Origin of the sequence: Basfia succiniciproducens, from assembly GCF_011455875.1 — a bacterium.
GTDB classification, from domain to species: domain Bacteria; phylum Pseudomonadota; class Gammaproteobacteria; order Enterobacterales; family Pasteurellaceae; genus Basfia; species Basfia succiniciproducens.
The window spans coordinates 378,197-392,543 of sequence record NZ_CP015031.1; the positions used below are offsets into that span (position 1 = coordinate 378,197).

Here is a 14,347-nt window from a genome sequence, read left to right on the forward strand (position 1 = left end):
CAATTATAAATATTAATGAGGTGAATTATGAGTTATGCGAAAGACATTGATACATTGAATCAGCACGTTGCGGATTTAAACGGGCAAATTAATGTGTCTTTTGAGTTTTTCCCGCCGAAAAATGAAAAAATGGAAGAAACCCTATGGTCATCAATTCATCGTTTAAAAACGCTTAATCCGAAGTTTGTTTCGGTAACTTACGGGGCGAATTCCGGTGAGCGGGAACGTACCCATTCCGTGGTGAAAAACATTAAGCAAAAAACTGGTTTGGAAGCTGCACCACATTTAACGGGCATTGATGCAACGCCGGAACAATTAAAAGAAATTGCACAGGATTATTGGAATAACGGTATTCGCCGCATTGTGGCATTACGGGGCGATATTCCGGCAGGCTATACAAAAACGCCGTTTTATGCCTCCGACTTAGTGGCGTTGCTGCGCTCCGTTGCGGATTTTGATATTTCCGTGGCGGCCTATCCGGAAGTGCACCCCGAGGCAAAATCGGCGCAGGCGGATCTGATTAATTTAAAACGTAAGATTGATGCCGGCGCGAACCATGTGATTACGCAATTTTTCTTTGATATTGATAACTACCTGCGTTTTCGTGATCGTTGCGCTTCAATCGGGATTGATGCGGAAATTGTACCGGGGATTTTACCGGTGACGAATTTTAAACAGCTGCAAAGAATGGCGGCGCTGACGAATGTGAAAATTCCTAATTGGTTAGCGGTAAATTACGAAGGGCTGGATGAGGATCAAACCACCAGAAATCTGGTTGCCGCCAGTGTAGCCTTGGATATGGTACGGGTACTTTCCCGCGAAGGCGTGAAAGATTTCCACTTTTATACTTTAAACCGCAGCGAACTGACTTATGCGATTTGCCATATATTAGGCGTCAGACCGAAGTAAAAGTACGGTCGTTTTTTACGAAATTTTTATTTAACGGTGCTTTAGGGTCTGTTTATAAAAGATAAACAGACCTATTATCGCATCGTTAATTTTTTGGGGATGGTGGCTAAATTTTTTCTTTCTTCAGCAATGAAATTAAGAAAATAAATGAAGAGCAAATTACCACGGACGGGCCTGCAGCCGTGTTATAGAATGCGGAAAGCGTTAATCCCAGAGATACCGCTACAATACTTAACCCGACCGCGATGATTGCCATGGATTCCGGCGTTCGGGCAAATCGTCTGGCGGTTGCGGCGGGAATAATGAGTAGCGAAGTAATGATTAACGCGCCGACAAATTTCATGCTTAATGCAATGGTTAGTGCGGTTAAGATCATTAAAATAAACCGCATTCGGCGGATGTTAATGCCTTCTACTTGAGCCAGTTCCGGGCTTACCGTGGTGGAAATTAACGGTTTCCAAAAATAAATAAGGGAAATTAAGACGATCAAAACACCGATACCGATATAGATTAAATCTTCGTAGCTGACCGCCAGCAAATCGCCGAATAAATATCCCATTAAATCCACCCGCACATTTTGCAGCAATCCTACGGTTACTACGCCTAATGACAAACAGCTATGAGCGATAATGCCCAATAAAGTATCTACCGAAAACTGCGTATTACTTTCCAGCCATACCATTGCCACCGCTAAAATCAAGGTAAGAATCAGAATGGATAAATAAGGGTTAATATCCAGGCAAATTCCCAGTGCGACGCCTAATAATGCGGAATGGGAAAGGGTATCGCCGAAATAAGCCATTTTACGCCAAACTACAAACGCACCTAACGGAGCGGTAATAAATGAGAGTAAAATGCCTGTTAACCAAGCGGGAAAAATAATTTCAAACATAATTTATTCCATTATCTCCCGTTGTTGATACATTGAACGGAATGCTTATTCCCAATACAGCAAACATCACCGTGCATATTGTGCTGATGGTTGTGATGATGAGTATAAAACGCCACATTTTGGGAGAATTGAGCGCCAAATAAGTGAATAAAAGTAGGGTCATTGGATACTTTTTCAGGCGAACCCGCGCAACAAATATGCCGATTAATGCAAACTACTTCGTTGGTATCCGCCATAACGATATGCAAATCATGGGAAACCATAAGAATTGCGCAATTGAGTTTTTCTCTTGTTTGATGGATTAACTGATAAAGTTCAATCTGCCCGCCGAGATCAACCCCTTGCATAGGTTCGTCCAATACCAATAAATTCGGTTTGTTAAGCAATGCTCTGGCAAGCAGAACCCGCTGCATTTCACCACCGGATAGCTTTTGCATACTGCTGTGAATTAAATGTTTAATGGAAAGCAGTTCGATGGCATCCTGAATTTCCGCTTTTGAAATACCTTTTTTTAAGGATAAAAATTTTTCCACCGTAATAGGTAAACTTTGCTCCAAATGAATTTTTTGCGGCACATAGCCGATACGTAGATCCCGATGGTGAATCACTTTACCGTCGGTTGGCGACAGTAATTTAAGTAATACTTTAAGCAGCGTGGATTTACCGCCGCCGTTTGGTCCCACAATAGTAATGACCGTATTCGGGTAAATGCTGAGATTAATATTTTGTAGTGCCGTTTTCGCGCCAAAAACCACTTTGATATTCTGCAATTCGATAAGTGGGATTTTGATAGAATTTATTTGCATTGATGAAATGTCACGTACTTTAAAAAATGTGCTAAACAATAGCCTATTTTTGTCGAGTTCTCAAGTTTTCCGGGAATAATTTGCTGCAAATCCGTAAGATAACGTCGTAATTTTCCTTACGTTTATTTTTGAGTGCGGAGAAATTGTACTTCTAAAAAATTTTTCTTGTGTATAATGAATTTTTTCAGATTTTTTTTGTCTGAACGAAACGTAATGTTTATGTAAATTTATGTAAAGGGAAAATAGAGTGGTGCAGCACGTAAAATTAGCAAGGGATAGACGTAAGCGAAAATCACGTATTAAAGCGGCGATTTTCTTTATGGCTATTATATCTATTTTCACCGGTACATTTCTTAGTTTAAAGGATTCTGTGGAAGACAAAAATATTGACGGGGATACGGCTTTGGCGCAAGCGGAACAATTTGAAAAATTAACGCCGGATGCCGGAACATCAGACAGACTGACTCAACACCTGCTGGAGCAGGCGAAAGTATTAGCCGAAGACAATAACGCCACTTCTTATGACGACGATTTATCCGGTCAGGACGATGAAGTTGATGAAATAAAAATCGATCCGGACGACTTTGATATATCTTCTTTGCCGCCGGAAGCGCAAAGCGCGTTAAGTGATCTGTTGGACGTGGCGGATCAAGCCAAGCGTATTTCGGATCAGTTCAGTCATACCATAGTTCGCGGCGACGAATTAAAAGACGTATTGGAACTTTCAGGTTTGGAACCTATGACAGCTGAAGGGTTAATCGCAAGTTATCCGGAATTGAAAAAACTTAAAGCCGGTCAACAAATGTACTGGATCCTGGATAAAAACGGCGAACTGGAATATTTAAACTGGCTTGTTTCGGAAAAAGAAGAACGTATTTATGAGCGACTGGAAAGCGGCAAATTCGAGCGCCAGATTTTAGAGAAAAAAAGTGTTTGGAAGAAGGAAGTGCTGAAAGGAAAAATCACTTCGTCATTCCGTGCAAGTTTGCTGAAGTTAGGCTTGGATCAGCGTCAAGTCAGCCAATTAACTAACGCGTTACAATGGCAGTTCAGTATGAAAAAACTGATGAAAGACGATAATTTTGCGATTTTGATTTTTCGCGAATATTTAGGCGATAAATTAACTGGGCAGGGTAACGTTGAGGCTATTCATATTATTAGCCAAGGCAAGAGTTATTATGCTATTCAGGCGGAAAACGGACGTTATTACAGCCGTCAGGGTGAAACCTTAGGCAAGGGCTTTGCCCGTTATCCGTTGCAGCGTCAGGCACGGATTTCTTCGCAATTTAATCCTCGTCGCAGACATCCGGTAACCGGCCACGTTCGCCCGCATAAAGGGGTGGATTTCGGTGTACCTACCGGTACGCCGGTGATTTCACCTGCCGACGGCGTGGTAGAAAAAGTGGCTTACCAGAAAGGCGGGGCGGGGCGTTATATTATGATTCGCCACGGTCGCGAATATCAAACCGTTTATATGCATTTAAGTAAGCCTTTAGTTAAGGCGGGTCAATCGGTTAAACGAGGTGAACGCATCGCGCTTTCGGGAAATACGGGGATTTCTACCGGCGCACATTTACATTATGAATTCCATATTAACGGGCGACCGGTAAACCCGTTAACGGTGAAATTGCCCGGCACCAGCAACGAAATGCGTGATAGCGAACGCCGACAATTTCTCACCAAGGCAAAATACGTAGAGCGTCAGTTAAAAATGTAATTTCAAAGTGCGGTTAAAAATTCAAAAATTTTAACCGCACTTTTTTCGTTTTATATCTTGCATAGACGTCATGAAAAATATAATATTTAGAATTAAAAATAATTCTCATTTGTTATTATGATTCATCGTCGTTATTTAATTTTATTACTTCTCTTATTATCTATAATTTCTTTATTCCTCGGTGTGAGCTCGGTTAATCTTAAGGGATTACTGTATTTTAACAGTGAGCAGTGGCAAATTCTGTTGATTAGCCGCGTTCCCCGTTTAATCAGTATTTTAATTGCCGGTTCGGCACTAAGTATTTGCGGCCTTGTTATGCAGCAATTAAGCCGTAATCGCTTTGTTTCGCCTACCACCGCGGGCACGATGGACAGCGCACGTCTTGGTATTCTTATTTCGATGCTGGTTTTTCCCACCGCTTCTATGCTGTTTAAAACGGTGATCGCAATTGTCGTTTCTTTTCTCGGCACCTTATTGTTTATGACAATCCTCTCCCGCCTTAAATTTAAGGATAGTATTTTCGTGCCTTTGGTCGGCATTATGTTCGGCAATATTATCAGTTCCGTTACCGCATTTATTGCCTATCAGCAGGATATTCTGCAGAATTTATCGGGCTGGTTGCAGGGCGATTTTTCATTGATTATGAGCGGACGTTATGAAATTCTTTATTTCAGCATTCCCGCCTTGATTACGGCTTATTTGTTTGCCAATCGGTTTTCTATTGTGGGTATGGGACAGGATTTTGCGGTCAATCTCGGTTTGAATTATCAGCAGGTGCTATATCTCGGTTTGGCCATTGTTGCCACGGTATCTTCGATTGTTATTGTGTCCGTAGGCGTGATTCCGTTTCTCGGCTTGATTATTCCTAATTTAGTCACGCTGTATTTGGGGGATAATCTGAAAAAAATCCTTTCTCATACCGCACTTTTAGGCGCCGTTTTTGTTTTGTTTTGCGATATTTTCGGGCGCATTGTGATTTATCCTTATGAAATTGCCATCAATGCGGTTGTAGGTGTATTCGGCAGTGCTATTTTCTTATATTTGTTATTTAAGCGGTATCGGCATGTCTAGTTATAAAAATAAAATACATAGCAAACTGATCCGTCAGTTGGGTATCTTAGGCATGTTGAGCCTTGTCGCGGTGGTTGCCTATTTGTTTTATCGGCTGCCTAATCGCTGGGAATATGCGTTATATCACCGTTCGCTAAGCCTGGTAGCCATTGTGGTGACAGGTGCGGCAATTGCATTGGCAACCATGATTTTTCAAACCATCGTGAACAACCGAATTTTAACACCGAGTATTTTAGGGCTGGATTCCTTATATTTATTAATTCAAACCTTAATTATTTTCTTGTTCGGTAGCAAAACCTTATTGGGAATTAATCAGACATTGCTGTTTTTTCTCAGCACCGGCGCCATGGTTATGTTTGCGCTGGGCTTGTATCATTTCCTGTTTAAACGGGAGAGGCAAAATATTTTCTTTTTATTATTGGTGGGGATTATTTTCGGTACGTTTTTCCAAAGTTTAACGACTTTTATGGAAGTGCTGATTGATCCGAACGAGTTTCAAATTGCGCAGGATATCGGTTTTGCCAGTTTTAACCGCATTAATTTGGATATTCTTTGGATTGCGCTCGGCATTTTGCTGGTAGTGATTTTTTATACCTGCCGTTATCTTCGCTATTTTGACGTACTTGCTCTTGGGCGGGATCAGGCGATTAATCTAGGTGTCGATTACCAAGCCGTAACCCGCCGGTTATTGATTATTGTGGCGATTCTGACCTCGGTTTCCACTGCACTTGTAGGGCCTTTAACCTTTTTAGGATTGCTAGTGATGAATGTAACGTTCGAATTTATCCGCGGATATCAACATAAAATCTTAATTCCGGCGGCGATGCTCATCTCCGTAATGACGTTGGTTATGGGGCAGGTACTGGTTTCGCAGGTGTTCACTTTTAATACCACTTTGAGCATTATCATTAACTTTACGGGCGGCGTATATTTTATTTACTTATTATTAAGAGCAAACAAAAAATGGCAATAGAAATTAAACATGTTAATAAAAGCTATGGCTCGAAAAAGGTTGTAGATTCCGTTTCATTAGTTATTCCTAAAGGGAAAATCACCTCGTTTATCGGCCCTAACGGGGCCGGCAAAAGCACGGTGCTTGCCATTATCAGCCGCTTACTAAACGCCGATAGCGGTGATGTATTATTGAACGGGAAATTATTAAACGAACAAAAAAGTGCGGATATTGCCAAGCAGTTATCTATATTGAAGCAATCCAATCACATTAATCTGCGTTTAACGGTTGAAGAACTGGTGGCATTCGGGCGGTTTCCCTATTCAAAGGGAAATTTGAAAAAAAACGACCGCACTTTTATTGACAACGCCATCGGTTATATGGATTTAGAAGAATTCCGCCATCAGTATATTGACGAGCTCAGCGGCGGTCAGCGTCAACGGGCGTATATCGCTATGACTTTAGCTCAGGATACCGATTATATCCTGCTTGACGAACCCTTGAATAATCTGGATATGAAACATTCGGTACAGATTATGCAGGTGTTGCGCAAATTGGTAACGGAACTGAATAAAACCGTAGTGATTGTGATCCATGATATTAATTTCGCCTCCTGTTATTCCGATTATATTGTCGCCATGAAAAACGGTAAATTGGTCAAGCAAGGGAGTATTGCGGAAATCATGCAAACATCCGTATTAGAGGAAATTTACGGCATGGAAATTCCGATTCAGGAAATTAATGGCAACAAAATTGCCGTTTATTTTAAAAATTAGCATTGATTGATAAGGAGAACTCAATGAAAAAAACATTAATTACATTGGCGGCAGGCTTGGTTGCGGCATTTGGGGTGGTAAGCGCACAAGCGGCGGATATCGGCTTAGAGACTTTCGGCGGCAAACAAATTGTGCCGGAAAATCCTAAACGGGTAGTGGTGCTGGATTTTGCCGCGCTGGATACGATTCGTGAAATCGGTGCGAAAGAGGCGGTTGTGGGAATTTCAAAAGGGCGCATTCCGCAATATTTAGCCGAATTTGATACGGACAAGTATGCCAATGCGGGAACAATGCCGGAACCGGCGTTTGAGAAAATTAATGAAATGTCTCCCGATTTAATTATTGCTTCGGGGCGTCAGAAAAAAGTATTGGCTCGGTTAAAAGAAATCGCACCGGTATTTTATATGGAAAACGACTACGAAAATTATTATCCGTCGTTTGAGCAAAATTTATTAGCCTTAGGGAAAATTTTTAATAAAGAATCCGCGGTTAAGGAAAAACTGGCTCAGTTAGATAACCGAATGACGGCTCTTGCCAAATTAACCGCCGGTAAAAGCGCGTTGGTGACAATTGTAAACGAAAGCCGTATCAGCGCATTTGGCGATAAATCCCGTTATGCTTTGGTATACCAAAAATTCGGATTTACGCCGATTGATAAAAATTTATCCTCATCGACTCATGGCAATAGCGTAGGGTTTGAATATATTGCGGAGAAAAATCCTGATTATTTATTGGTGGTTGATCGCACGGCGGCAATTACGGACAAAGCCAATAATGCGCAAACCGTGCTTGATAACGCCTTAATCAAACCGACTAAAGCGGCAAAAAATAATCATATTGTGTATTTAAATGCCGAAAACTGGTATTTAGCCTTCGGCGGCTTGCAGTCTATGGATACTATGATTTCTGAGATTGAAAGTGCGGTCAAATAATCCGAAATTTTAAGAAGAGAACTAAGAAGAGAACAAAGGCGAATTAAAAATTCGCCTTTTGCCGTTTTGAGAGATTAACCTAAAATGGAATTTAATTCGGCACTCACTTCTTCTACTTTTTTGGTGCCGTCTAACCGGAAGTATTTGGTGTTGCCTGCGTTGGCTTCCGCTTGATAGTAGTCAACCAAAGGTTGGGTTTGTTTGTGATAAACTGCTAAACGATCCAAAACGGTTTCCGGTTTGTCGTCAGCGCGGATAATTAAATCTTCACCGGTCACATCGTCTTTGCCTTCCACTTTCGGCGGGTTATAAACGATATGATATGAACGACCGGAAGCCTGGTGCACGCGGCGACCGCTCATGCGCTCTACAATCACTTCGTCCGGCACGTCGAATTCTAATACGTAATCAATGTTCACGCCCGAGTCTTTTAACGCATCCGCTTGCGGAATGGTGCGCGGGAAACCGTCTAATAAGAAACCGTTGGCACAATCCGGCTGGGCAATACGGTCTTTAACCAGGGCGACGGTTAATTCGTCAGGCACTAATTTACCTTCATCCATTAATGCTTTAGCCTGTTTACCTAATTCGGTGCCCGCTTTGATTGCGGCGCGGAACATATCCCCCGTTGAGATTTGCGGGATACCGAATTTGTTCATGATAAATTGAGCTTGTGTTCCTTTGCCTGCGCCCGGTGCGCCTAAAAGAATAATTTTCATAGAAATCTCCATTAATTGAATAACTTGCTTACCTTACCTTTAAAGAAAAGTGCGGTCAATTTTTTTATAGTTTTTTTATTTTTCTTTCCAAGGGGCAACCCAGATCAGGCACAGCATGCCGGGAATTGCCAGAAAAAAACAGAGCCAGAAATAGTGGTAATAGCCCATGTTTTCAATCAGCACCCCGGAAAATGAATTAAACACCGCTCTCGGCAATGCCGATAAGCTGGTGAAAAGCGCCAGTTGGGTGGCGGTATAAACGGGGTTGGTGGCTCTGGCCATAAAGGCTACAAAGGCGGAAGTGCCCAGTCCGATGCCCACATATTCCGCCATTACCACAACGGTTAGGGCGAAAATGGCAAAACTGTCCACTTTTTCAAAGGGGCCGAGCTGCGCCAGCCAGGCAAAGCCGAGAATGGTGACGATTTGTACCAAACCGAACAGCCATAGGGCTTTGTTAATGCCGATTTTCAGGGTAATCATGCCGCCGATAATGCCCGCAATAATCATCGGCCAAAGGGATGCGTTTTTTACCACTAAACCGATTTGCGTTTTGGTAAAACCCATATCGAGATAGAAGGCCGAAATTAATGCGGTGGCCATGCTGTCGCCGAATTTATAGAGAAAAATAAAGGTGAGAATGCCGATTGCACCCCACAGTCCCTTACGTTGGAAAAATTCCTTAAAGGGTTCAACGATATTTTCCGCTAACGTACGGTTGCTTTTGAGTTCGATTTGAGGTTCGTGGCTGATAAATAACGTCATCAGCAACCCCGGCAACATAAACAGTGCGGTAATGATAAATACCGCCTGCCAGCTGAAATGATCCGATAAAATCAGGGAAAGGGAACCCGGCACCAAACCGGCGATACGGTATGCGCTCACATGGATTGAATTACCCATGCCCAATTCTTGGTCGGACAGAATTTCACGACGATAGGCATCAAGTACAATATCCTGGCTGGCGGAGAAAAAGGAAACCATGGTGGCTAAGCCGATTAACAGGCTTAAACCCAGGTTGGTGTGCGGATCGATAAAGCCGAATAAACCCAATGAAATCAACAGTAATAACTGGAAAATCAGCATCCAGCCGCGCCGACGGCCTAAAAATGGCGGTACAAAGCGATCCAAGAACGGCGACCATAGAAACTTCCAGATAAAGGGCAGGCTGGTCAGCGTGAAAAAGCCGATGGTTTTTAGATCTATTTCGGTGGAACGCAACCAGGTAGGAATTAAGGAGGTTAAAATATATAAGGGCAAACCCGAGCTAAATCCGGTGAAAATACAGATCAGCATATTACGGTTGAAAATATGGGAGAAAAAATGATTTTGAGACATAAAGTGCGGTCGGTTTTTTTAATTTTTTTAGCGAAGCTTTCTTTTATTAATGACGGTAGTCTGGTGTTATCCTGTTTATAAATATTCTGGCACACGCCGGGAAGCGTGCGCCATCAATACTATCAATAGAGATGCCGGGTAGAATTTATCTCACCACAAATCTGCATTATTAATCACGATAACCTTTCGGGTTATTTTTTTGCCAGTTCCAGGTATCTTTCATCATTTGTTCAAGACCGCGCTGCGCTGTCCAACTAAGTTCTTTTGCCGCAAGACTCGGATCGGAATAATAGGCGGCAATATCGCCCGGACGGCGCGCAACGAATTTGTGAGGTAACGTCATATTATTGGCTTTTTCGAAGGCTTTCACCATATCCAGTACGGAATAGCCGATGCCGGTACCTAAGTTGTAAATATGTAGACCTGCATCATCTTCGTGACGAGCTAAGGCTTTTAAATGACCGATTGCTAAATCCACAACATGAATATAATCGCGTACGCCGGTACCGTCATGAGTGTCATAATCGTTACCAAAAATAGATAATTCCGGCAATTTTCCAATCGCTACCTGGCTGATGTATGGCATTAAATTATTCGGAATACCGTTTGGATCTTCGCCGATTAAACCGCTCTCATGTGCACCGACCGGGTTGAAATAACGCAGGATAATCATACTGAAACGCGGTTCAGCCTTAACGACATCGGTTAGTATTTGTTCGACCATTAACTTGGAAGTAGCGTAAGGACTGTTGGTTCCGCCTACTTTGCAGTTTTCCGTTACGGGAATGGTTTCCGGCTCACCATACACGGTGGCTGTTGAGCTGAATACAAGATTCCACACGCCGGCTTTTTTCATTTCCTGCACTAATACAAGGGAGCCGGTAACATTATTCATATAGTATTCGGCAGGTTTTTGCACGCTTTCGCCCACCGCTTTTAAACCGGCGAAATGGATTACGGATTTGATCTGGTTTTCGGCAAAAATCCGTTGTAACAATGTTCTGTCTAACACGTCACCTTCATAAAATTTAACACTTTTTCCGGTGATTTGTTTTACACGCTCAAGGGATTTGGGGGATGAGTTGCAGAGATTGTCTAAAACCACTACGTCTTCGCCCGCATTTAATAATTCCACTATGGTATGTGAACCGATGTAGCCTGCGCCGCCCGTTACTAATATTGTCATAGTTTATCCTTGTATAAAGTGAATTTCGTCGTTAGTATAAAACTTTTAAATCACTAGGAAAAGTGAAGAATGAGTTATAAACTCAAATCCAATAGAGGAAATGAATATGAATTGGTATCTTTCGGTATTGAAAAAATATGCGGTTTTTTCGGGCAGAGCAAGACGTAAAGAATTTTGGATGTTTATGCTGTTTACCACGATAATCGGTATCGCTTTAGGCGTGCTGGATGTGTTATTTGGTTTTTATGATCATCAAACCGGACAGGGTTTTTTATCCGGTATTTATAGTTTAGCGGTATTAATTCCGACCATTGCCGTAAGCGCCCGCCGTTTGCACGATACGGATCGTTCCGCATGGTGGTTGTTATTAGGCTTTATTCCGGTTATCGGTATTTTGATTTTAATCGTCTTTTGGTGTTTTGACGGTTCGTTCACCACAAATCGTTTCGGCGTTAATCCCAAACAGGATTTTCTATATGAAAAAAATAAACGGACTCAATCGGATATAATCAGCAAATCTTGAGTTTTAGCGCCGGTTAATCGCAATATAAAAGTGCGGTGAAAAAACAATGTTTTTTAGAAATTTTTAATTTTGTTATATAAATAAAAAAATAATTAAGAAAGGTATTGAACTTTTTATTTAATACGCCTGTCTTAAACAGCGTAAAATCAAACGATATAAACTCAGCCGAGTTATATTTTGACTAACAAACGATAAACAGTAATCATAACTTTATGGAGTTTTAAAGCATGAAATCTATTGTAAAAGTATTAGGTATTTTGGTTATTGCAGGTTCTGTAGGCGCTTGCAGCAATATGTCTAAAACCCAAAAAAATACGGCAATCGGCGCAGTAGCCGGTGGTGTTGTCGGTCATGCGATTGGTGAATCTACCGGTGCTACGTTAGGTGGGGCTGCTTTAGGCGGCTTAATCGGTAGCCAGGTAAAATAATCGCCTTAGATTAATAAGATCCGCAACGGCGGATCTTTTTTATAGAGCCAAATATGGAATCTGTCGCTATCTTGCCGGCAATCGTTTACTATTTATTTTTTTCGAGTAAAATATCCCCCTATTTTTAATCTCGAGGGGATTCTATGTCTTTAGAAAAACGTTTCGAACTGATTGAACGCGGTTCAACGGTTCGTCAAGAAATTATTGCCGGCTTAACGACTTTTTTAGCGATGGTTTATTCCATTATTGTTGTACCCGGAATGTTAAGCAAAGCGGGCTTTCCGGCAGAAAGCGTATTTATAGCAACTTGTTTGGTTTCGGGGTTAGGCTCGATTCTGATTGGCTTTTGGGCGAATGCGCCAATGGCAATAGGTTGTGCGATTTCATTAACGGCGTTTACCGCATTCAGCCTTGTGCTAGGGCAGCAGGTGAGCATTCCGGTGGCACTTGGCGCGGTTTTCCTGATGGGGGCGGTATTTACTTTAATTTCCGCTACTGGAATTCGGGCATGGATTTTACGTAATCTTCCCGCCAGCATAGCACAGGGTGCGGGAATTGGTATCGGTTTATTTTTATTACTCATTGCGGCAAACGGTGTCGGCGCAGTGGTAAGTAATCAAGCCGGATTGCCGGTTAAGTTTGGTGAATTTACTTCTTTTCCGGTGATGATGTCGCTAATCGGGCTTGCATTTATTATAGGTTTAGAAAAATTACAAATTAAAGGCGCTATTCTTTGGGTGATTATAGCCATTACGATAGTCGGATTGATTTTTGATCCGAATGTCACTTTTGGCGGCGAAGTCTTTAAAATGCCGAGTTTCGGCGAACAGTCTTTATTTGCTGCGCTTGATATCCAAGGCGCCCTGCAACCGGCAATTTTGCCAGTGGTTTTCGCTTTGGTAATGACTGCGGTGTTTGATGCGACAGGTACCATTCGCGCAGTTGCCGGGCAGGCAAATTTATTGGATAAAGACGGGCAAATTATTAACGGTGGTAAAGCATTGACCGCCGACTCCGTGAGTAGTTTGTTCTCTGGATTATTTGGTACGGCACCTGCGGCGGTTTATATTGAATCGGCGGCAGGTACGGCGGCAGGCGGTAAAACGGGGATTACAGCGATAGTTGTAGGCGTATTGTTCCTACTTATGCTGTTTTTCCAACCGCTTGCAACTTTGGTGCCGGGCTATGCAACCGCACCGGCCTTAATGTATGTAGGTTTATTAATGTTAAGCAATGTAAGCAAATTAGACTTCGATGACTTTGTCGGCGCGATGTCTGGATTAATTTGTGCGGTATTTATTGTCTTAACGGCGAATATTGTAACCGGCATTATGCTGGGATTTGCAGCATTGGTTATCGGTCGTATTGTTTCCGGTGAAATGAAAAAATTAAATGTTGGAACTGTGTTAATTGCTCTTGCATTAGTCGCATTCTACGCATTTGGTTGGGCAATTTAATCAATTAGAAGGAAAAAACATGAAATTATTAGCAAAATTAGGTGCAGCAGCGTTATTAGCCTTTACTTTAGCGGCTTGTAGTGATCCGGCTGCGGATCTGAAAAAATTACAGGCATGGGATAGAGACAATGCAGCGGCTCAGCAACAAATTCAAGCCGAGTTGCAACAGGCTTTATCAACGGTTAAAGAGCCGAGCGAACTTGAGCCCGTATTAGCTTCATATAAAGCTAAAGTTCAGGATTTAGTAAAAAGTCTGGATCAATTAGATATTAAAAGTAATGAAATTAAAGCGTTGAAAGAAAAAACTAAAGCGGTATTCTTAGAATCTCAAGACGTTACCGCGGATAGCTTAAAAGTATTAGTTGTTTCCCGTACGGAAGAAACCGTTAACGCATTAAAAGCAAAAACCGAAGCATTGAATAAAAATGTGGAAGAGTTAATGAAATTACAAAATGATTTACAGGCTAAGTTTGGTGATAAAACTGCAGAGACAAAACCGGCCGAACAAGCTCCGGCTCAACCGGCTGAACAAGCTCCTGCACAACCGGCACAACAACCGGCTGAACAAGCCGCACCAGCGCAACCTGCTAAATAATTTAGTGTTATGGTAAGGCGGGATTTATTCCGCCGCTTGTAAATTT

15 protein-coding genes are annotated in these 14,347 nt (G+C 42.1%); 10 read left to right on the top strand and 5 right to left on the bottom strand.

The genetic code is table 11. From position 1 onward, the window contains the following. The first annotated feature begins 27 nt into the window (after nucleotides 1-27). Nucleotides 28-909 carry a methylenetetrahydrofolate reductase gene (metF, locus tag A4G13_RS01740; protein WP_011199966.1) on the top strand — a complete coding sequence of 294 codons (882 nt, stop codon included), beginning with the start codon at nucleotides 28-30 and terminating at the stop codon, nucleotides 907-909. Between the two features lie 106 nt (nucleotides 910-1,015). Here the strand turns inward: metF and znuB are convergent, their stop codons facing one another. Both znuB and znuC read right to left on the bottom strand, forming a co-directional pair. Beyond that, the gene (gene znuB, locus A4G13_RS01745; RefSeq protein ID WP_011199968.1) at nucleotides 1,016-1,801 is read right to left on the bottom strand and encodes a zinc ABC transporter permease subunit ZnuB; all 786 of its coding nucleotides are present in this window, start codon (nucleotides 1,799-1,801) and stop codon (nucleotides 1,016-1,018) included. A gap of 11 nt (nucleotides 1,802-1,812) precedes the next feature. After that, nucleotides 1,813-2,607 carry a zinc ABC transporter ATP-binding protein ZnuC gene (znuC, locus tag A4G13_RS01750; RefSeq protein WP_090654730.1) on the bottom strand — a complete coding sequence of 265 codons (795 nt, stop codon included), beginning with the start codon at nucleotides 2,605-2,607 and terminating at the stop codon, nucleotides 1,813-1,815. A 250-nt stretch (nucleotides 2,608-2,857) separates the two neighbouring features. Here znuC and mepM point away from each other — a divergent pair, with 250 nt between their 5' ends. The 5 genes from mepM to A4G13_RS01775 all read left to right on the top strand — a co-directional run bounded on the left by mepM (nucleotide 2,858) and on the right by A4G13_RS01775 (nucleotide 8,055). Then, complete coding sequence (gene mepM / locus A4G13_RS01755) at nucleotides 2,858-4,324, top strand: murein DD-endopeptidase MepM (protein WP_165898039.1); 1,467 nt, start codon at nucleotides 2,858-2,860, stop codon at nucleotides 4,322-4,324. 117 nt (nucleotides 4,325-4,441) lie between these two features. Next, nucleotides 4,442-5,395 carry an ABC transporter permease gene (locus A4G13_RS01760; protein ID WP_142999797.1) on the top strand — a complete coding sequence of 318 codons (954 nt, stop codon included), beginning with the start codon at nucleotides 4,442-4,444 and terminating at the stop codon, nucleotides 5,393-5,395. Beyond that, nucleotides 5,388-6,368, top strand: a complete 981-nt coding sequence (locus A4G13_RS01765; RefSeq protein WP_090654736.1) for an iron chelate uptake ABC transporter family permease subunit — start codon at nucleotides 5,388-5,390, stop codon at nucleotides 6,366-6,368. Before A4G13_RS01760 ends, A4G13_RS01765 begins: the two co-directional genes overlap by 8 nt. Next, the gene (locus A4G13_RS01770) at nucleotides 6,359-7,123 is read left to right on the top strand and encodes an iron ABC transporter ATP-binding protein (protein ID WP_090654737.1); all 765 of its coding nucleotides are present in this window, start codon (nucleotides 6,359-6,361) and stop codon (nucleotides 7,121-7,123) included. The genes A4G13_RS01765 and A4G13_RS01770 overlap by 10 nt, the downstream gene beginning before the upstream one ends. Before the next feature lie 23 nt (nucleotides 7,124-7,146). After that, nucleotides 7,147-8,055 carry a siderophore ABC transporter substrate-binding protein gene (locus A4G13_RS01775; protein ID WP_090654739.1) on the top strand — a complete coding sequence of 303 codons (909 nt, stop codon included), beginning with the start codon at nucleotides 7,147-7,149 and terminating at the stop codon, nucleotides 8,053-8,055. Between the two features lie 74 nt (nucleotides 8,056-8,129). Here A4G13_RS01775 and adk read toward each other — a convergent pair whose 3' ends face one another. The 3 genes from adk to galE form a co-directional block, all read right to left on the bottom strand. After that, a complete protein-coding gene (gene adk / locus A4G13_RS01780; RefSeq protein WP_011199975.1) occupies nucleotides 8,130-8,774 on the bottom strand; it encodes an adenylate kinase in 645 nt (214 codons plus the stop codon). 75 nt (nucleotides 8,775-8,849) lie between these two features. Then, nucleotides 8,850-10,112: an AmpG family muropeptide MFS transporter gene (locus A4G13_RS01785; protein WP_090654741.1), complete on the bottom strand. Its 1,263-nt coding sequence runs from the start codon at nucleotides 10,110-10,112 to the stop codon at nucleotides 8,850-8,852. A 169-nt stretch (nucleotides 10,113-10,281) separates the two neighbouring features. Next, nucleotides 10,282-11,298 (bottom strand): UDP-glucose 4-epimerase GalE, encoded by a 1,017-nt coding sequence (gene galE, locus A4G13_RS01790; RefSeq protein WP_090654743.1) that lies wholly within the window; start codon nucleotides 11,296-11,298, stop codon nucleotides 10,282-10,284. Between the two features lie 106 nt (nucleotides 11,299-11,404). Here galE and A4G13_RS01795 point away from each other — a divergent pair, with 106 nt between their 5' ends. The 4 genes from A4G13_RS01795 (at nucleotide 11,405) to A4G13_RS01810 (ending at nucleotide 14,301) form a co-directional block, all read left to right on the top strand. Next, nucleotides 11,405-11,821 carry a DUF805 domain-containing protein gene (locus tag A4G13_RS01795; protein WP_050738252.1) on the top strand — a complete coding sequence of 139 codons (417 nt, stop codon included), beginning with the start codon at nucleotides 11,405-11,407 and terminating at the stop codon, nucleotides 11,819-11,821. Nucleotides 11,822-12,048: 227 nt separating this feature from the next. Further along, entirely contained in the window at nucleotides 12,049-12,249 is a 201-nt protein-coding gene (locus tag A4G13_RS01800) for a glycine zipper 2TM domain-containing protein (protein ID WP_011199980.1), read from the top strand. Nucleotides 12,250-12,392: 143 nt separating this feature from the next. After that, nucleotides 12,393-13,706 (top strand): NCS2 family permease, encoded by a 1,314-nt coding sequence (locus tag A4G13_RS01805; RefSeq protein ID WP_011199981.1) that lies wholly within the window; start codon nucleotides 12,393-12,395, stop codon nucleotides 13,704-13,706. A 19-nt stretch (nucleotides 13,707-13,725) separates the two neighbouring features. Continuing rightward, on the top strand, nucleotides 13,726-14,301 hold the full coding sequence (locus tag A4G13_RS01810; protein ID WP_041639626.1) for a hypothetical protein: 576 nt from the start codon (nucleotides 13,726-13,728) through the stop codon (nucleotides 14,299-14,301). Nucleotides 14,302-14,347: the final 46 nt, after the last annotated feature.